This is a genomic window from Streptomyces sp. NPDC002088, from assembly GCF_040296605.1.
Taxonomy (GTDB): Bacteria; Actinomycetota; Actinomycetes; order Streptomycetales; family Streptomycetaceae; genus Streptomyces.
This window is the reverse complement of sequence record NZ_JBEOXO010000022.1, coordinates 90136-107683: the sequence shown is the minus strand read 5'-3', so window position 1 is coordinate 107683 and position 17548 is coordinate 90136. Positions and strand designations below refer to the sequence as shown.

Genomic DNA, 17548 nt, shown 5'->3' with positions numbered 1-17548 from the left:
TTTACCCTGACCGGCGGGCGGGGCCGCCTTGTTCCCTGCCCAGCGCTTTGGAGCTGCCGATGACGGCCACCACCGTGCCCACCGTCCTCACCGCCCGCGCCCTCCTCCTCGACATGGACGGCACCCTCGTCAACTCGGACGCCGTCGTGGAACGGATCTGGCGTCGCTGGGCCGACCGGCACGGGCTGGACGGGGACGAGGTCATGAAGGTCGTCCACGGACGGCAGGGATACGCGTCGATGGCGCTGCTGCTGCCCGACCGGCCCATGGAGCACAACCTCGCCGACAACGCCCGCATGCTCGCCGAGGAGACGGCCGACATGGACGGCGTCGTGCCGGTGCCCGGCGCGGCGGAGTTCCTCGCGTCCCTGCGTGAGGTGCCGCACGCGCTGGTGACGTCCGCCGACGTCGCCCTGTCCACGGCGCGGATGGCGGCGGCCGGGCTCGGGCTGCCCGACGTCCGGATCACCGCCGAGTCCGTCGGGGCGAGCAAGCCGGACCCCGAGGGATTCCTGAAGGGCGCCGCCGAACTGGGGATCGCTCCCGCCGACTGCGTGGTCTTCGAGGACTCCGGGGCGGGGATCGCGGCGGGACGCTCCGCGGGGATGCGGGTCGTGGGGGTCGGGCCGCGGGCCGGGTTCCATCGGGCGGACGTGGTGGTGCGGGACCTCAGCCAGGTGCGGGTGGAGGCTGTGGGGGACGGGACGGTCCGGTTGCACGTCGGCTGAGCGCTCCGCTGGAGCTCCGCTGGAAGCGCGGTGACGAACCCGCGGGCCGGTGGGGGCTGGTCGCGCCCCCGCGGCGGAGCCGCATATCGGCGCATATCGACACAGCCCCGCGCACTTACGGGGCGCGATACCGCGCCGGACCTCGTCAAGGCTGCTCAGGCCGGCTTTCCGACGGGCCTACGGCTCCGTCGTCTCCGCCTCCAGCTTCGCCCGCGTCTCCGCCCCGTACACCCCCAGGTCGTCGGTTCCGACGCCGCGTGACCACTGGTAGTTGCGCAGGGCGTCCTGGACGCGACCGCTGAACTTGCCGTCGATCTCGTCGTTGTACAGGTACAACTGGTGCAGGCGCTGCTGGAGCTCGGTCACCTCGGGGCCCTTGTCGCCGACGCGCAGAACCGGGCCGGTGCTCTGGCCGCCGTTTCCGGTGGCCAGGGAGGCCGTCGCGCCCGCGCTCGTCACGGTTCCGGTCGGCTCGGTCGAGGCGGACGGGGACGGGGAGGCGCTGGACCGCGACGGCGAGGGCGACGGGCTCTCGCTGCGGGACGGGGACGGCGAGGGCGACTCGGACGTCGGTCCCGCGGATGCGGAGGCCGCTGTGGCCGAGGGCTCGGAGGCCGCGCTGGTCGAGGTGCCCGGCACGGCGGCCCGTACGTCTTCCGGCGCCGCGGTGTTCCGTGACGGCGTCTCGTAGGAGAACAGCCCGCCGGCGAAACCGGCCGCGGCCACCACCGCCACGACCGCTCCCGCCGCCCCCAGCAGCACCCTGCGACGGTGGCGACGGCGTGGCGGCTCGGGCGCGTCGAGCGGGTCGGCGTACGGATCCCGGTCCGCGCCCTCGAACAGGCTCAGGTCGCCGGCGCTCGGCTCGCCCGGCGGCGGTGCGAGGGGCGTGGGGAGTACGGGCGCCGCCTCGATCCGGCGCAGGGGCATGGTGACGTCCGCGGCCGGCGGTTCTGTCGCCGGTTCTGTCGTCGGTTCCGCGGACCGCCGGCCCGTGCCGCCCAGCCCGGCGCCCTCGAGCTCGACGTACGGCCGTATCCGCAGCGGGTCGAAGTCCTCCGCCGCGGCCGCCTCGGCCGTGCGGGCGTCGCGCAGGGCGTCGGACGCCCGCTGGGTGCAGGCGCACGACGGGGTGTTGTCCGGCCCCCTCAGCGCCCCGCACTCCGGGCACTGGTGCCCGCGCCCGCCCCCGTTCGGATCGGCCCCGTCCCCGGCCCCGCCCTCGGCCCCGCGCTCGTCCACGTGTTCGTCCCTCCCCATGAGAACTCCAAAGATTATGCAGACCGTCCACACCGCACAGGATCCGAAACCCCCGGAATATCGGGCTCCAGGAGGACTCAACAGGCCATAACCGGCCACACCGACCACGATGGGAGGGTCACGAGAGCCTCAGGAGGTCTCCATGGCCGTGGACGCGCACGCCAGGACGGGGGACGCGGCGCAGCAGCACGTGTCCGGCAACGTCCTCGTATCGATCGGCGCTCTGCTGCTCGGCATGCTGCTCGCCGCCCTCGACCAGACCATCGTGTCGACGGCGCTGCCCACCATCGTCAGCGAGCTCGGCGGCCTGGAGCACCTGTCGTGGGTGGTCACGGCGTACCTGCTCGCCTCGACGGCGGCGACACCGCTGTGGGGCAAGCTGGGCGACCAGTACGGGCGCAAGAAGCTGTTCCAGACCGCGATCGTGATCTTCCTGATCGGTTCGGCGCTGTGCGGCATGGCGCAGAACATGCCGCAGCTCATCGCCTTCCGTGCGGTCCAGGGCCTGGGCGGCGGCGGGCTGATGGTGCTGTCGATGGCGATCGTGGGCGACATCGTCCCGCCCCGCGAACGCGGCCGCTACCAGGGCCTGTTCGGCGCGGTCTTCGGTGCGACCAGCGTGCTCGGCCCGCTGCTGGGCGGGCTGTTCACCGAGCACCTCAGCTGGCGCTGGGTCTTCTACGTCAACCTGCCGGTCGGCGTCGTCGCCCTGGCCGTGATCGCGACCGTCCTGCACATCCCGCGCAAGGTCACCCCGCACGTCATCGACTACCTCGGCACCTTCCTCATCGCCTCCGTTGCCACCTGCCTGGTCCTGGTCGCTTCGCTCGGCGGCACGACCTGGGGCTGGAGCTCGCCGCAGATCATCGGCCTCGCGGCGCTGGGCGTCGTGCTGGCGGTGGCGTTCGTGGCCGTCGAGCGGCGGGCGGCCGAACCCGTCCTCCCCCTCAAACTCTTCCGCATCCGCACCTTCACGCTCTCCGCCGTGATCAGCTTCATCGTCGGCTTCGCCATGTTCGGCGCGATGACCTACCTGCCGACCTTCCTCCAGGTCGTCCAGGGCATCTCCCCGACCCTGTCCGGCGTCCACATGCTGCCGATGGTGGTCGGCATGCTGCTGTCGTCGACCCTCTCCGGGCAGATCGTCAGCCGCACCGGCCGCTGGAAGGTGTTCCCGATCGCGGGCACCGGCGTCACCACCCTCGGCCTGCTCCTCCTCCACCGGATGGACGAGCACAGCTCCACCGCCGAGATGAGCGTCTACTTCTTCGTCTTCGGCCTGGGCCTCGGCCTCGTGATGCAGGTCCTGGTCCTGATCGTGCAGAACGCGGTCTCGTACGAGGATCTCGGCGTCGCCACCTCCGGCGCCACCTTCTTCCGCTCCATCGGCGCCTCCTTCGGCGTCGCCATCTTCGGTACGGTCTTCGCGAGCCGCCTGGCCGACAAGCTGACCGACGCCTTCCGGGGCGTGAGCCTCCCGGCCGGCATCTCCGCGGACTCCCTGAAAGCCGACCCGCGCGGCATCGCCGGCCTCCCCGCCGCCCTGCGCCAGCCCGCCCTGCACGCCTACGCCGCCTCCATCACCGACGTCTTCCTCTACGCCGCTCCCGTCGCCCTCCTCGGCTTCGTACTGGCGTGGTTCCTGAAGGAGGACCGGCTGCGCGGCTCGGTCACGGCGCCCGACGTCACGGAGACCCTGGCCACCAACCCCGTGCAGCGCTCGTCGTACGACGAGGTGTGCCGTGCGCTGTCCACGCTCGGCACCCGCGAGGGACGGCGCGAGGTCTACCGCAAGATCACCGCGCGGGCGGGCTACGACCTGCTGCCCGCCGCGAGCTGGCTGCTCCTGCGGATGAAGAAGTACGGCTCGGTCGAGCCCGGCGTGCTCGCCGAGCGCACCACGGTTCCGATGACCGTCGTCATCGAGGCCGCCCGCCAGCTCGAGGAACGGCACCTCGCCGTCCGCGAGGGCCTCGACCTCAGCCTGACCGGCCAGGGACGCGAGGTCGCCGAACAGCTGGCGCGGGCCCGCGAGGAGTCGCTGGCCGAGCTGCTCGGCGACTGGTGGGGCCCGGACCGGCCCACCGACCTGACCCAGGTGGTGAAGGAGCTCAACGACGAGCTGTGCGGCTCGGACCAGGAGCAGCCGCACAACGGGGCCCCGCTGCGGGTCAGTTGAGCTCCTTAGCCGAGCTCCTTCCGGAACCAGTGCTCGGCGTACTTGTCGTCGTTGTGCGGCTCGGTCTCCACGTAGCCGAGCCGGGCGTACAGGGCGCGGGCCTCGACCAGGTCGCCGCGTGTGTCGAGCACGAGCCGCGCGGCGCCGAGGGCGCGGGCGGCGTCCTCGGCGGCGGACACCAGGAGCGCGGCGCCGCCCCGGCCGCGCATCCCCTCGTACAGGAACACCCGGGTCAGCTCGGCCGTCGCCGCGTCCAGCAGCCGTACGCCCGCGCTGCCGGCGGGCTCACCGCCGTACCGCGCGACGAGCAGCTGCCCGCCCGGCGGGACGAGGTCGGCGCCGGTGCGCGCGGCGACCTCGCGCTCCAGCTCCTCCGGGGCGGTGCGGCGCCCCTCGTGCAGCAGGTACCAGCGGTCGCTGACCTCCGTGTAGTACGCGCGCCAGAGGGCGGCGGCGACGGGGGAGTCGAACGGTTCGGGGGCGACGGTCCAGGTCATGACCGACATTGTCAGGAGTGCGTCCGCGCCGCCCGCAACCGAATATGCGTGACGGTACGGACACGGGGCGGGCACGGGTCGGGAGGGTAAACTCCGCCTGGCCCTGCGGGACCACCGCGAGCTCGCGGAGCGCCTGCTACGGGTGTGACGGGCCCTGCTCCGCATCGCCCGCGCCACCCACCGCCCGGCGCTCCCGCCACTCCCGTACGACCTGCTCGACGTCGTACGGCTTCATGCCCAGCGGGGGGCCGGGCGGCGGCTTGAACATCATGTCGCGGATCTTGACGTTGACATCGGTGAGGATCCTCCGGGCGATCCGCTCGGAGGGTGCCGCGTAGGCCGCCGCGAGGGCGTCCTCGGCCTCCTTGCGCAGGGCCAGCGTCGGTGGGAGGACCGAGAGACCCTCGCGGGCCATCTTCCGTTTGATCCACCACAGTTCGTCGTACGTCGTGTCCGTGCCGTCCGGCAGCGGCTTGCCCGCGCCCGTCAGGTGGGCGAACTCGCCGCGCGCCTCGGCGTCGCGGATCTGCTTGTCGACCCAGGACTCGAACGGGATACCCGGTGGCTTTCGCTCGGTCATGAGTTCATTGTGCCGGACGCGGTAGGGCCGGGCGTTTTATCATGCGGCGGCGGTGCGCCAACCACGCCGCCGTACAGGGACATTCCAGAAGGAGCGCACGTGCTCGAACTCACCATGGCCTCCGTCACCGGGGCGGACGCTGGTGCCACGGCAGGCATGCTCATGGCCGACGCGCCCAGCGACCCGGGCGCCGTGCTGCGGGTGGGCCGGGACGCGTCCGTGTGCCGGCTCGCGACGCCCGACGACTGGCTGTTCGTCTCGCGGGTCCACCTGGAGTTCCTGTGCGGACCCGAGGGCACCTGGCACGTGTCGTGGCTGCGCGGCTCCCAGCCCGACCCGTCCTCCGAGGTGCGGGTGTTGATCGGGGAGTACGCCCAGCCCATCGCGTACGGCGGGAGCGTGCCGCTGCCGCTCGGCGGGTCCGGCGAGATCGTCATCCAGGACCGCACCGGCCCGCGCAGCGTCAACGTCGGCTTTTACCACGAGGCGTAGCCCCCGCCGGACACGTCCTTAGCCGGACAGGTCCTTAGTCGGTCTGCTCGAGCACCCGCGCCAGCGCGAAGCCGTCGTGGCCCTTGCTGCCGACCGTCTGGATCGCCGTGCCGCTCAGCCTCGGGTGGGCGGCGATCAGTTCGATGGCGGCCCGGGTGCCCTGGACGTCCGGTTCGGTGCTCTCCGCGTTGATCACGCGGCCGCTCCGTACGACGTTGTCGACGATGATCAGGCTGCCCGCGCGGGTGAGCCTGAGCGCCCACTCCACGTAGTGCGCGTTGTTGGCCTTGTCGGCGTCGATGAAGACCAGGTCGAACGGGGCCGGGTTCTCGTCGGCGAGTTTGGGCAGCGACTCCAGGGCCGGGCCCACGCGCACCTCGACGATCTTGTCGAGGCCGGCGCGGGCGATGTTGCGGGTTGCGACCTCGGCGTGCCGGGCGCTGTACTCCAGCGAGACCAGGCGGCCGTCGGCCGGGAGCGCCCGGCCCAGCCAGATGGTGCTGTAGCCGCCGAGAGTGCCGATCTCCAGGATGGTGCGGGCCCCCTGGATCAGGGCCAGCAGGTGGAGCAGCTTGCCCTGCGGCGGCGTGACGGCGGCATGCGGGAGCCCGGCGGCCTCGCTGTCGCGCACGGCCGCCTGGAGGGCGTCGTCGTCCGGCGCCAGGTGGCTGGAGAAGTAGAAATCGACGTCGTCCCAGAGCTGAGACCCGCTCATGCGCTCTACCTTTCGGATGCCTAGTTAGGGATGCTAACCAGGCAGCTAACGAATGTAGTCACAGACGGGTTCCCCGTCACCGGATTCCAGCGTCTCCGATTGGCTTGGTGATCACCAGTGCTGCTCAGGGATGCGAACCAATTTTCCTTCGCGTCCTGGTGCGGGTCCCCGCCGCCCGGCGCGGACTCTGCCGCCCGGCGCGGACTCTGCCGCCCGGCGCGGGCCCTGCCGTCCGGCGCGGGCCCTGCAGGCCCGCCGCCCCGCCGCCCCGCCGGCCCGCGGGCGCGCCCATGCCGAGGCGACCGCGGGCACGCTGGTGGGGGTTACGCCGTCCGTTCCACCGCCGGTGCCGAACCCGGCAGCGGGCGGCCCGCCGACTCCGTCATATACCAGACCGCGACGCCGCCGATCACGGCCGCCGCCATCATGTAGTACGCGGGCATCATCAGGTTCCCGGTGGCGCCGATGAGGGCGGTCACCACCAGCGGGGTCGTGCCGCCGAAGAGCGACACCGACACGTTGAAGCCGATGGACAGCGAGCCGTAGCGGACCCGCGTCGGGAACAGGGAGGGCAGTGCCGCCGGCATCGCGGCCGTGAAGCAGACCAGGAGCAGGCCCAGCGCGCCCATGCCTAGGGCGACCGCGAGCAGGCTGCCCTGGCGGATCAGCAGCAGGGCCGGGATCGACAGGAACAGGAAGCCCGCGCAGCCGGCCGCGATCACCGGGCGGCGGCCGATCCGGTCGGTCAGCGCGCCGGCGAAGGGCTGCACGATCATCATCAGCGCCATCACGCCCAGCACCACCAGCAGGCCGTGCGTCTCGTCGTACTTGAGCTCACTGGTCAGATAGCTCGGCATGTACGACAGGAGCATGTAGTCGGTGACGTTGAAGACCAGCACGAGGCCCATGCACAGCAGCAGCGCCTTCCACTGGCCCGTGACCATCTCGCGCAGCGGCACCTTCGGGCGGTTCGCCTCGGCCTTCTCGACCTCCGCCCGGAACGCCGGGGTCTCCTCCAGGCGCATCCGCAGGTAGAGGCCGATGATGCCCATCGGGCCCGCGATCAGGAACGGGATCCGCCAGCCCCAGGACACCAGATCCGCGGAGGACAGCAGCGCGGTCATGAGCGTCACCAGACCCGCGCCGCCGATGTATCCGGCCAGCGTGCCGAACTCCAGCCAGCTGCCCAGGAAGCCGCGTCGCTTGTCCGGCGCGTACTCGGCGATGAAGGTGGACGCGCCCGCGTACTCGCCGCCGGTCGAGAAGCCCTGCACCAGGCGGGCGGCGAGGAGCAGCAGGGGCGCGCCGACGCCGATCGTGCCGTACGACGGGATCAGGCCGATCGCGAACGTGCCCGCCGCCATCATGATCATGGTCAGGGCGAGGACCTTCTGCCGGCCGATACGGTCGCCGAGCGGACCGAAGACCATGCCGCCGAGCGGGCGGACCAGGAAGGCCGCGGCGAAGGCGCCGAACGTGGACAGCAGCTGGGCGGTCGGGTTGCCCGAGGGGAAGAAGACCTTGCCCAGGGTGACCGCGATGTAGCTGTAGACACCGAAGTCGAACCATTCCATCGCGTTGCCCAGCGCGGCGGCCTTCACGGCGCGCCTGACAAGGGCCGGGTCGGTGGTGGTGACCTCACGGGTCGTGCGGGTCGTGGGGGCCGGGGGAGCGGCGACTGTGGCAGCCGACAAAACCTCGCTCGCCTACCTTTCGACGGGGACAGGGACGCAGCCCGGAGAGCGGGCCGAAAATCGACCATACGAGCCCTTGCTCCGCTTACATGCCGTACGCGGTTGAGTGCGCAGTGCACGCAAACGGTGTGTACGCAGGCATGTAAGCCCGCCTGCGGACGCTCTCCCCGGCCTCGCGTTGTGATCCTTGTCGCGCCCCGCGGGCGGAACCGCACCGCACGCGCACTATCGTCATTCGGACAAAAGGCGAGCGGACGTCAGGTGAAGTGGGGGTTGCCTGCGTCTCTTTCCCGGGGTGATGCGAGCCTCATATGGTTCGTAAAGGGAACTCGACGCGTGGGACGTGTGGGACGCGTGGGACGAACGGGGCGGGAGGCCGACAAGGCGTGGCGAATGCGGAGCACACCGGACGAACGGCGGAAGTGTTCGGAGCGACGGACGCGGGCGCGGCCAGGGCACGGCTGAGCGCGGCGCGTCTCGGTCTCTGGCTGATCGCGGCGATCCTCGCCGTACGGCAGCTGGCCGTCGTCCTGAGCACCCCGCGCGGAGAACGGCTGACGGACCTGGAGACCTGGGTCGGCCCCGAGGGCGTCCTGCACGTCAAGGGCTCCCTCTACGACTCCACGCGCTTCACCGGCACCCCCTTCGGCGGACTCGTCCTCAAGCCCCTCACCAAGGCCGCCGAACAGGCCCTCGGCTGGGGCTGGACCTTCGGCACCCTCCTGCTGGTCGTCGCCCTCGGCCTGGTCGCCGCCCGCGCCCTGCCGCAGCCCGTGAGCAGACGAACCTCCCTGCTCGCGGCCCCGGTCGCGATCAGCCTGCTCATGCTGTCGCTGCCCGTCCGCAACACCCTCTGGCTGGGCCAGACCAGCATCATCCCGGTGCTGCTCGTCCTGCTCGGCTGCTTCGCCGTACGCGGCGAGAAGGCGAGCGGCGTACTGGTCGGCCTCGCCGCCGCCCTCCAGCCGGCCGTGCTGCTCTTCGCGCCCCTGCTCTGGTTCACCGGCCGCCGCCGCGCCGCCCTCTCCACCGGCGCCGTCTTCGCCGTCTCCACGGCCGTCGCCTGGGCCGCGATGCCGCACGACTCGTACACCTACTGGGTCCACCACGTGGCGGGCGCCGGCCTCGGCGGACAGGCCGACGACCTCGCCAACCAGTCCCTGCACGGCGCCCTGCTCCGCCTCGACCTGACCGGCCCCCTGGAGATCGGCCTGTTCCTGCTGCTGGGTGTGGCCGTGGCCACCCTCGGCCTGCGCCGGGCCGTCCGTTACGCCCGCGACGGCCAGCTCCTCCTCGCCGTGGCCGTCACCGGCTGCGCGGCCATCGCCGTCTCTCCGACGACCTGGCAGCACCAGCTCCTGTGGGTACTGCTCGCGGTGGTGGGCCGGGTGGGCAAGCGCGCCTCCGACCGCTACGTGTGGCCGGTCGCCGTACTCCTTGTGATGACCCTCCCGGCGAAGATGATGCTGCCGAACATGGCAGTCGTGTACCCGCTGCGGGACAACGTGGTCCTGCTGGCCGCCCTCGCCGCGGCCACCGCCGTCCCCTTTCTCTCCCGCACCTCCCCGCACTACCGGACGCCGATCCCCACGGAGTACGCCCCGCCGGTCCCCACCCGGTGGCAGCGCGTCCCGCTCCTGCCCTTCCTGCGCCGGGTCCTCACCCGCCCGAACCTCCTCCTCGAACTCCTCCTCCTCCGCGTCACGTATGCCGCCTACCAGAAGGTCCGCCTCGCGGCTACCGGCGGCAGCAACTCGGGGGGCCGGGCGAGGGCGGAGGAGCACGGCCACGAGGTTCTTTCTCTCGAACGCTTTCTCCACATCGACATCGAGCACGCGATCAACCACGCGGTCGTGAAGGTCGACTGGATCCGGAACTTCTTCGACTTCTACTACGAGTCGTTCCACTTCGTCGTCCCGCTGACCGTCCTCGGCGTCCTGTACTGGCGCCGCCCCGTCGACTACCGCTGGGCCCGCTCGTCCCTCGGCTTCGCCACCCTGCTCGCTCTGGTCGGCTTCTGGCTCTACCCGCTGGCCCCGCCCCGCCTGCTCCCCGGCCTCGGCATCATCGACACGGTCCACGGCGTCCAGGACTTCTCCAAGCCGGACTACGGCACGCTGACGGCCCTGACCAACCAGTACGCGGCGATGCCCTCGCTGCACTTCGGCTGGTCCCTGTGGTGCGGGCTCGTCATCGCGATCGTCGCGCCGAAGTGGTGGATGAAGGCCCTGGGCCTGCTGCACCCGTTCTTCACCGTCTCGGCGATCGTCGCCACCGGCAACCACTGGGTACTGGACGCGGTCGGCGGTGCGGCGGTGGTCGGCACGGGCTTCGGCCTGTCGTACGTGTTCCAGGGACCGCGGGCGAGAACGGTGACGACGGCTGCCGCCGGCGTCAGCACTCCGGTGCCGGTGCTGGAGAAGGACCGTACTCCGAGCTGATCCGGTACTCGCCGGGTGCGGGGACGGTGAGGCGATTGAATCCTCTCCTCCCTGAAGGGAGGAGATTCCTGGCTCACGCTGCCTCCCGAGGCAGCGCCTCGGGAGGTCTTGTGCGATCGGCACCAGCCGGGAGGAGACCAGCCCGGTGGAGCATCACGTATGCGGAGTTCTTGTCCCGGGGGGACTCAGCTCCGCAGGCGGTGCAGGTGTAGGTGCGCATTCCCAGCGGCAGTGCATGCTTGGCTCTCGTCATGCAGTGCGCGCAGTCCATCGTGGTGTACGCGGGGTGGACCAGGCGCACGTCGCGCCCGTGTTTGCGGCCCATGTGGATCAGGGCCTGTTTGGTGGCGCCGATGGCGGCGTCCGCGGCCTTCTTGGCCAGGGTGGTCTTAGCGAGGAACTTGGGGCGGAAGTCCTCCACGGCGAGCGCGTCGTGGTCGGTCACGACCTTCTTGGCCCACTTGCGGCCGGTGTCCTGGCGCTGCCGGGCGACCTTCTTGTGGGCCTTGGCGCGCAGATGCTTGGCTTCCCGGTAGCCCTTGGAGGCGGGCCAGCCTTTCTTCGGTTTGCGGCGGGCCATCATGCGGTCATAGCGGGTGAGCTTGGCCCGGGCCTTCTTGCCGTGCTCGGCGTGGGGGAGGTCGTGGGCGTCGGAGGTGGTGGTCGCGGTCTCTTTCACGCCCCAGTCGATGCCGATGACCGCACCGGTGGCGGGCAGCTCCCGCACCTGGGCGGGCACGACGAAAGAGGCGTACCAGTGGCCCAGGCTGTCCTGGTGGACGCGGACACTGGACGGGGCGGCGGGCAGCTCACGGGACCACACCGGGCGGAGCACGATGTTGCCCGCCAGGTGCAGGCGCCCGTCCTTGAGGCGGAAGCCGCGCGTGGTGTAGTTCAGCGAGGCCAGTGCCTCGCGTTTCTTCTTGTACCGGGGCATCCCGGCCCGCTGCCGCACCGGCAGGTGGGCCAGGATGTCTTTGTGGGCCTTGGCCCGGGACTTGGCGAAGTCCCGGATGGCCTGCTGCTGCGGGACGCAACTGCCCTCCCGCAGCCAGCCGGTGTGCTTGCGGGCCTCGGTGAGCATCCGATCCAGCTGGGCAGGTCCGCAGGTCTTCTTCGCGGCCCCGTCGGAGCGGGCCTTGTTAGCTTCGTGGGTCTGCTTCGACTTGGTGACGCACTCGTTCCACACCCAGCGACACCGGTCCCACTCCGCCACCAACTGCACATGGGCGGTGGACGACACACGCAGCCGGAACGTGTACCGGGCATGCCCGGCCGCCCCGCTCTGCGGAGCCTCATCGGCTCCCGTCACTGTCGTCATGACACGAGACCATAGGCACCACTGGCGCACGCCCGTACCCCTTTCGCGTAGACGTCCACACCACGAGGGACCAGCCCGCAAGGCCGTTCGCTTTTCTCGGGGCTCCGCCCCGCGAGCGACGCGGGGCGCTCCGCACCCGCAGAGGACGGATGCGGCGACGCTCCGCGTCGCAGGGACGGGAGACGATTCCTCCCCGGCGTGAACGCCGGGGCCTCCTCGTCAGAATCCGGTGAACTCGCCGTCGCGGGCCAGGCATCCTCCGTCGGTTTCCAGCCACGGCGAATAGGCGACCCGCACGGTCACCGCACCGGCCCGCGACGCCCGTACCACGACATCCGCGCTCGTCGTTCGTACGACGGCGCCGGGCGCGGAGACGAGCGGTACGGCGTCACGCACTTGGTACACCCGCCAGTGGTCGTCCTGCCAGACGGGCTCGAGCCAGTCGGGCCGCTGGTCCCCGCCCACGAGGTGGGCCTCGTCCTCGGCGTATCCGTCGGGCCGCCCGAGAGGCAGTACGACGAACCCGACGGCCCACTTGTCCAGCCAGGCCCGGTAGGTGGTGGCGGAGAAGGCAGGGCGCAGTGGCCTGTCCGGTGATCGCTGCTCAGCTGTCCTCAGTCATGCGGGGCCGACAGGGTCCTGGTCCTGGACCGTCTTTGTGGGCTCCTCTACGGAGGGCTCCACCGCAGGGCGCGGCCCGGACGGGGTGCGGCGCCGGGCGATCCAGGTGGCGGCCGGTTCGGTGTAGCGGGCGGTGAGCGGGCCGAGGACCACGAGAATCAGCACGTAGGCGGTGGCCAGCGGGCCGAGTGACGGCTCGATGCCGGAGGTGACGGCGAGTCCGGCGATGACGATGGAGAACTCGCCCCGCGCGACCAGAGTGCCGCCGGCCCGCCAGCGGCCCTTGGCACCCACCCCGGCCCGCTTCGCGGCCCAGTACCCGGTGGCGATCTTCGTCAGGGCGGTGACGACCGCCAGCAGGAGGGCGGGCAGCAGGACCGGCGGGATGCTGGCCGGGTCGGTGTGCAGGCCGAAGAAGACGAAGAAGACGGCGGCGAACAGGTCCCTCAGCGGCGCGAGCAGGTTGTGCGCGCCCTCGGCGACCTCGCCGGACAGGGCAATGCCCACCAGGAAGGCGCCCACGGCGGCCGAGACCTGGAGCTGCTGGGCGACTCCCGCGACGAGAAGGGTCAGGCCGAGGACGACCAGCAGTAGCTTCTCGGGGTCCTCGCTCGAGACGAAGCGGGAGATGTGCCGTCCGTAGCGCACCGCCGTCAGCAGGACCAGCCCGGCGACGCCGAGGGCGATCGCCAGGGTGACGCTGCCCGCCGCCAGGCCGGACCCGGCCAGCAGGGCGGTGACGATCGGCAGATAGACGGCCATGGAGAGGTCTTCCAGGACCAGGATGCTCAGGATGACCGGGGTCTCACGGTTGCCGAGCCGCCCGAGGTCGCCGAGTACCTTGGCGATCACACCGGAGGAGGAGATCCAGGTCACCCCGGCCAGCACGACCGCGGCCACCGGCCCCCAGCCCAGCAGCAGCGCCATCGCGGCGCCGGGCAGGGCGTTCAGCGCGGCGTCGACGAGACCGGCCGGGTACTGGGTCTTGAGGTTGAGGACCAGGTCGCTGGCGGTGTATTCCAGGCCGAGCATGAGCAGCAGCAGTATCACGCCGATCTCGGCGCCGATCGCGACGAACTCCTCGCTGGTGCCCAGCGGCAGCAGCCCGCCCTCACCGAAGGCGAGCCCGGCCAGCAGGTAAAGGGGGATGGGGGAGAACTGCATGCGTCCGGCGAGCCGGCCGAGCAGACCGAGGCCGAGGATGATCGCGCCGAACTCGATCAGGAAGGTGGCGGAGGAGTGCATCGGTCATTCCCGTCCGAGTATTGCCGCAGCCGCCTCCACACCCTCGCGGGTGCCGATCACGATGAGGGTGTCGCCGCCGGCCAGCCGGAAGTCCGGGGTCGGCGAGGGGATCGCCTGTGCCCGCCGCAGCACAGCGACGATGGAGGCGCCGGTCTCGGTCCGCATCCTGGTCTCGCCGAGGACACGCCCGTTCCAGTACGAGACCGCGGACAGCTCGATCCGCTCGGCCACCAGTCCCAGATCGGTCGTGGACAGCAGGGTCGGGCTGTGGTGGGACGGTGCCAGCGCGTGGACCAGCGAGGCGGCCTCCGGCTCGGTCAGACGCAGCGATTGCGCACACGCGTCCGGGTCATCGGCCCGGTAGACGTTCACCGTCCGGGTCCCGTCCCGATGAGCGATCACCGACAGGTGGCGGTGCTCCCGCGTCGTGAGGTCGTACTGGACACCGATTCCCGGCAAGGGCGTGGTGCTCATCCGAGAAGCAGGCACAACCCATCCCTCCCTTTTCGTCGTGACGGTGGTGCGGCGCACGGCGGATCACCATCAGCGATCAACCGGTGGTGATCACTGGTTGTCCGGCGCGGCAAGGGCCCATGGTGCCAGTCGCGAACAGGCCGGGGATATGGGTGTCAGCACGGATGGACGCGGCGCGCCCGCAGCGGTCAGAGTGGGGCGGGGCATTGGGTCCCGCCGCAGGTCGGAGCCGTGAAACGGGCGGATCGGCGGTGGCAGGAGACAGTGGAGGTGAGGACCACCGGGAAAGACCACCAGGAAAGGAACGGCCGATCATGACGTTGTACTGGAGGATCTTCCTCCTCAACGCTGCCGTGCTGGTCGTCGCGGTTCTCCTGCTCCTGGGCCCGGTCACCGTCTCCACCCCGGTGCTGTTCGGCGAGGCACAGGTCCTGATCGCCGGGCTGGTCGTGATGCTGATCGCGAACGCCATCCTGCTGCGGATAGGACTCGCACCGCTGGCCCGGCTGACCCGGGCCATGGCCACCGCCGATCTCCTCAGGCCCGGCAGCCGCACGATCGTCACCGGCCCCGGCGAGATCGCCGACCTCACCAAAACCTTCAACGCCATGCTCGCCCGGCTCGAGGCCGAACGGGCCACCAGCTCCGGCAGGGCCCTCTCCGCGCAGGAAGCCGAACGACAGCGCCTCGCCCAGGAACTCCACGACGAGGTCGGACAGACCCTCACCGCCGTCCTCCTCCAGCTCAAGCACGCGGCCGACCACGCCCCTCAGCCCGTGCGGGCCGACCTCCGTCAGGCGCAGGAGACCACCCGCGCCGGCCTGGACGAGATCCGCCGCATCGCCCGCCGCCTGCGCCCCGGTGTGCTGGAGGAACTAGGCCTGTACTCCGCCCTGCGCGCCCTGACGACCGAGTTCACGACCTCCAGTACGAGCGCGACCGCGTACATCACCCCTGGTCTGCCACCCCTCGACCCGGCCACCGAACTCGTCCTCTACCGCATCGCCCAGGAAGGGCTCACCAACTCCGCCCGCCACGCCCGCGCCACCCGAGTCGAAGTCCACCTGCGCCCCCTGCCGGACGCCAGGGTGGGACTACTGGTCCGCGACAACGGCCAGGGCATCGGGGCAGCGCCCGAAGGAGCCGGCATCAGCGGCATGCGGGAACGCGCCCTCCTCATAGGCGCCGACCTCGACATCGGCCGAGGCCCACACGGCGGAACCGAAATACGCCTGCGCGTGACCGGCGGCAAAGCCGACGACCGCAGCACCCAGGAGAACGCGCGATGACCGAACCGGCCCGCATCCTGCTCGCCGACGACCACGCCCTGGTCCGCCGTGGTGTCCGCCTCATCCTCGACGCCGAGCCGGATCTGACCGTCGTGGCCGAGGCGGCCGACGGTGCCGAAGCCATCGTGCAGGCCCAGGGAAACGACATCGACCTGGCCATCCTCGACATCGCCATGCCCCGCCAGACCGGTCTGCAGGCCGCCCGTCAACTCTCCCGTCTCCGCCCCGACCTGCGCATCCTGATGCTGACGATGTACGACAACGAGCAGTACTTCTTCGAAGCGCTCAAGGCGGGAGCCTCCGGCTACGTCCCGAAGTCCGTCGCCGACCGCGACCTGGTCGAAGCCTGCCGCGCCGCCCTGCGTGACGAACCCTTCATCTACCCCGGTGCCGAGTCCACGCTCATCCGCACCTACCTCGACCGCGCCCGAACGGGCGACCGGCTGCCCGCGCGCCCCATCACCGAGCGCGAAGAGGAAATCCTCAAACTCGTCGCCGAGGGGCACACATCCAAGGAGATCGCCCTCCTCCTCGTGATCAGCGTCAAGACGGTCGAACGCCACCGCGCCAACCTGCTCCAGAAACTCGGCCTGCGCGACCGCCTGGAACTCACCCGCTACGCCATCCGCGTCGGCCTCATCGAGCCGTAGACCCGACACCGGCCGCCCCGGGCCTCACGGGCCTGCTGCTCGCCTTCGCGCCCGCAGCCTTCGCCGAGTTCGTGTCGGGGTCGGCGGCTACAGCCGCTGAATGATCGTCCCGGTCGCCAGCCCGCCGCCCGCGCACATCGTGATGAGCGCGAACTCCTTGTCGCTGCGCTCCAGTTCATGCAGCGCGGTGGTGATCAGGCGGGCCCCGGTCGCGCCGACCGGATGCCCCAGGGCGATCGCGCCGCCGTTGACGTTGACCTTCGCGAGGTCCTGTTCGAAGACCTGGGCCCAGCTCAACACCACGGACGCGAACGCCTCGTTGATCTCGACGAGGTCGATGTCCTTCAGGGACATGCCCGCCTTGCCCAGGACGGCCTTTGTGGCGTCGATGGGCCCGTCCAGGTGGAAGTGCGGGTCCGCGCCCACCAGGGCCTGGGCCACTATCCGCGCCCTCGGCCTCAGCTTCAGTGCCCGTGCCATCCGCTTCGACGCCCACATGATGGCTGCCGCGCCGTCGGAGATCTGGGACGAGTTGCCCGCCGTGTGGACCGCCGTCGGCATGATCGGCTTGAGGGCGGACAGGGCCTCCATGGTGGTGTCGCGCAGACCCTCGTCCTTGTCCACCAGGCGCCACATGCCCTGGCCCGCCCGCTGCTCGTCCTCCGTCGTCGGTACCTGCACCGCGAACGTCTCCCGCTTGAAGCGCTCCTCCGACCAGGCGATCGAGGCCCGTTCCTGGGAGATGAGGCCGAGGGAGTCGACGTTCTCGCGGGTCAGGGAGCGGTGGCGGGCGATGCGTTCCGCCGCCTCGAACTGGTTCGGGAGGTCGACGTTCCACTCGTCCGGGAACGGCTTTCCGGGGCCGTGTTTCGAGCCTGAGCCCAGTGGGACACGGGACATCGACTCGACGCCGCACGAGATGCCCACGTCGATCACGCCCGCGGCGATCATGTTGGCCGTCATGTGGCTCGCCTGCTGCGAGGAGCCGCACTGGCAGTCGACCGTCGTCGCCGCCGTCTCGTAGGGGAGACCCACGGTCAGCCAGGCGGTGCGCGCGGGGTTCATGGACTGTTCGCCGGCGTGGGTCACCGTGCCGCCGACGATCTGCTCGACGCAGTCGGCGGGGATACCGGTGCGGCCGAGGAGTTCGCGGTAGGTCTCGCCCAGGAGGTAGGCGGGGTGCAGATTGGCGAGCGCGCCGCCGCGCTTGCCGATGGGGGTGCGTACGGCTTCGACGATCACGGGTTCGGCGGCCATGGGTGCGGGGTCCTCTCCTCCGAACTGATACGTGTTCTAGTTCTGTGTGCAGTCTGCGGACGAGGCGTCCGTCGCCGCAAGGGTCTTGCAGGCTCCGAAGGCGGG

15 protein-coding genes and 1 pseudogene are annotated in these 17548 nt (G+C 71.0%); 6 read left to right on the top strand and 10 right to left on the bottom strand.

Features of this window, described 5'->3' with window-relative positions; genetic code table 11:
- The first annotated feature begins 59 nt into the window (after positions 1-59).
- On the top strand, positions 60-728 hold the full coding sequence (locus ABT114_RS36165; RefSeq protein WP_351147341.1) for an HAD family hydrolase: 669 nt from the start codon (positions 60-62) through the stop codon (positions 726-728).
- 177 nt (positions 729-905) lie between these two features.
- Here ABT114_RS36165 and ABT114_RS36160 read toward each other — a convergent pair whose 3' ends face one another.
- Complete coding sequence (locus ABT114_RS36160) at positions 906-1988, bottom strand: peptidoglycan-binding domain-containing protein (RefSeq protein ID WP_351147339.1); 1083 nt, start codon at positions 1986-1988, stop codon at positions 906-908.
- A gap of 142 nt (positions 1989-2130) precedes the next feature.
- On the opposite strand from ABT114_RS36160, the gene ABT114_RS36155 reads away from it, so the two are divergent.
- On the top strand, positions 2131-4167 hold the full coding sequence (locus tag ABT114_RS36155) for an MDR family MFS transporter (RefSeq protein ID WP_351147337.1): 2037 nt from the start codon (positions 2131-2133) through the stop codon (positions 4165-4167).
- Positions 4168-4172: 5 nt separating this feature from the next.
- Here ABT114_RS36155 and ABT114_RS36150 read toward each other — a convergent pair whose 3' ends face one another.
- Complete coding sequence (locus ABT114_RS36150; RefSeq protein ID WP_351147335.1) at positions 4173-4664, bottom strand: GNAT family N-acetyltransferase; 492 nt, start codon at positions 4662-4664, stop codon at positions 4173-4175.
- Between the two features lie 136 nt (positions 4665-4800).
- The gene (locus ABT114_RS36145) at positions 4801-5244 is read right to left on the bottom strand and encodes a DnaJ family domain-containing protein (protein ID WP_351147333.1); all 444 of its coding nucleotides are present in this window, start codon (positions 5242-5244) and stop codon (positions 4801-4803) included.
- Positions 5245-5343: 99 nt separating this feature from the next.
- On the opposite strand from ABT114_RS36145, the gene ABT114_RS36140 reads away from it, so the two are divergent.
- A complete protein-coding gene (locus ABT114_RS36140; RefSeq protein ID WP_351147331.1) occupies positions 5344-5736 on the top strand; it encodes a hypothetical protein in 393 nt (130 codons plus the stop codon).
- A 34-nt stretch (positions 5737-5770) separates the two neighbouring features.
- Here ABT114_RS36140 and ABT114_RS36135 read toward each other — a convergent pair whose 3' ends face one another.
- Positions 5771-6451: an O-methyltransferase gene (locus ABT114_RS36135; RefSeq protein WP_351147330.1), complete on the bottom strand. Its 681-nt coding sequence runs from the start codon at positions 6449-6451 to the stop codon at positions 5771-5773.
- A 323-nt stretch (positions 6452-6774) separates the two neighbouring features.
- Entirely contained in the window at positions 6775-8145 is a 1371-nt protein-coding gene (gene proP / locus ABT114_RS36130; RefSeq protein WP_351147328.1) for a glycine betaine/L-proline transporter ProP, read from the bottom strand.
- A gap of 386 nt (positions 8146-8531) precedes the next feature.
- Between proP and ABT114_RS36125 the strand changes: the two genes are divergently transcribed.
- The gene (locus ABT114_RS36125) at positions 8532-10586 is read left to right on the top strand and encodes a bifunctional glycosyltransferase 87/phosphatase PAP2 family protein (protein ID WP_351147326.1); all 2055 of its coding nucleotides are present in this window, start codon (positions 8532-8534) and stop codon (positions 10584-10586) included.
- Between the two features lie 73 nt (positions 10587-10659).
- Here ABT114_RS36125 and ABT114_RS36120 read toward each other — a convergent pair whose 3' ends face one another.
- The 4 genes and pseudogenes from ABT114_RS36120 to ABT114_RS36105 all read right to left on the bottom strand — a co-directional run bounded on the left by ABT114_RS36120 (position 10660) and on the right by ABT114_RS36105 (position 14247).
- Positions 10660-11907 carry an RNA-guided endonuclease InsQ/TnpB family protein gene (locus ABT114_RS36120; RefSeq protein WP_351147324.1) on the bottom strand — a complete coding sequence of 416 codons (1248 nt, stop codon included), beginning with the start codon at positions 11905-11907 and terminating at the stop codon, positions 10660-10662.
- Between the two features lie 228 nt (positions 11908-12135).
- Positions 12136-12480, bottom strand: a pseudogene (locus ABT114_RS36115) (DUF8823 domain-containing protein); the annotation flags it as partial.
- A 45-nt stretch (positions 12481-12525) separates the two neighbouring features.
- A complete protein-coding gene (locus ABT114_RS36110) occupies positions 12526-13773 on the bottom strand; it encodes a cation:proton antiporter (protein ID WP_351147323.1) in 1248 nt (415 codons plus the stop codon).
- 3 nt (positions 13774-13776) lie between these two features.
- Positions 13777-14247 (bottom strand): cation:proton antiporter regulatory subunit, encoded by a 471-nt coding sequence (locus ABT114_RS36105; RefSeq protein WP_351147321.1) that lies wholly within the window; start codon positions 14245-14247, stop codon positions 13777-13779.
- Positions 14248-14561: 314 nt separating this feature from the next.
- On the opposite strand from ABT114_RS36105, the gene ABT114_RS36100 reads away from it, so the two are divergent.
- Both ABT114_RS36100 and ABT114_RS36095 read left to right on the top strand, forming a co-directional pair.
- The gene (locus tag ABT114_RS36100) at positions 14562-15536 is read left to right on the top strand and encodes a sensor histidine kinase (RefSeq protein WP_351147319.1); all 975 of its coding nucleotides are present in this window, start codon (positions 14562-14564) and stop codon (positions 15534-15536) included.
- On the top strand, positions 15533-16186 hold the full coding sequence (locus tag ABT114_RS36095) for a response regulator (RefSeq protein WP_351147317.1): 654 nt from the start codon (positions 15533-15535) through the stop codon (positions 16184-16186). The genes ABT114_RS36100 and ABT114_RS36095 overlap by 4 nt, the downstream gene beginning before the upstream one ends.
- Before the next feature lie 87 nt (positions 16187-16273).
- Here ABT114_RS36095 and ABT114_RS36090 read toward each other — a convergent pair whose 3' ends face one another.
- Positions 16274-17443 carry a steroid 3-ketoacyl-CoA thiolase gene (locus ABT114_RS36090; RefSeq protein ID WP_351147315.1) on the bottom strand — a complete coding sequence of 390 codons (1170 nt, stop codon included), beginning with the start codon at positions 17441-17443 and terminating at the stop codon, positions 16274-16276.
- Positions 17444-17548: the final 105 nt, after the last annotated feature.

What these genes read in the sequence shown, in the direction of transcription:
- ABT114_RS36165 (WP_351147341.1), top strand. Translation starts at nt 60, where the DNA reads ATGACGGCCACCACCGTGCCCACCGTCCTCACCGCCCGCGCCCTCCTC.
- ABT114_RS36160 (WP_351147339.1), bottom strand. Translation starts at nt 1,988, where the DNA reads ATGGGGAGGGACGAACACGTGGACGAGCGCGGGGCCGAGGGCGGGGCC.
- ABT114_RS36155 (WP_351147337.1), top strand. Translation starts at nt 2,131, where the DNA reads ATGGCCGTGGACGCGCACGCCAGGACGGGGGACGCGGCGCAGCAGCAC.
- ABT114_RS36150 (WP_351147335.1), bottom strand. Translation starts at nt 4,664, where the DNA reads ATGACCTGGACCGTCGCCCCCGAACCGTTCGACTCCCCCGTCGCCGCC.
- ABT114_RS36145 (WP_351147333.1), bottom strand. Translation starts at nt 5,244, where the DNA reads ATGACCGAGCGAAAGCCACCGGGTATCCCGTTCGAGTCCTGGGTCGAC.
- ABT114_RS36135 (WP_351147330.1), bottom strand. Translation starts at nt 6,451, where the DNA reads ATGAGCGGGTCTCAGCTCTGGGACGACGTCGATTTCTACTTCTCCAGC.
- ABT114_RS36120 (WP_351147324.1), bottom strand. Translation starts at nt 11,907, where the DNA reads ATGACGACAGTGACGGGAGCCGATGAGGCTCCGCAGAGCGGGGCGGCC.
- ABT114_RS36110 (WP_351147323.1), bottom strand. Translation starts at nt 13,773, where the DNA reads ATGCACTCCTCCGCCACCTTCCTGATCGAGTTCGGCGCGATCATCCTC.
- ABT114_RS36105 (WP_351147321.1), bottom strand. Translation starts at nt 14,247, where the DNA reads ATGAGCACCACGCCCTTGCCGGGAATCGGTGTCCAGTACGACCTCACG.
- ABT114_RS36100 (WP_351147319.1), top strand. Translation starts at nt 14,562, where the DNA reads ATGACGTTGTACTGGAGGATCTTCCTCCTCAACGCTGCCGTGCTGGTC.
- ABT114_RS36095 (WP_351147317.1), top strand. Translation starts at nt 15,533, where the DNA reads ATGACCGAACCGGCCCGCATCCTGCTCGCCGACGACCACGCCCTGGTC.
- ABT114_RS36090 (WP_351147315.1), bottom strand. Translation starts at nt 17,443, where the DNA reads ATGGCCGCCGAACCCGTGATCGTCGAAGCCGTACGCACCCCCATCGGC.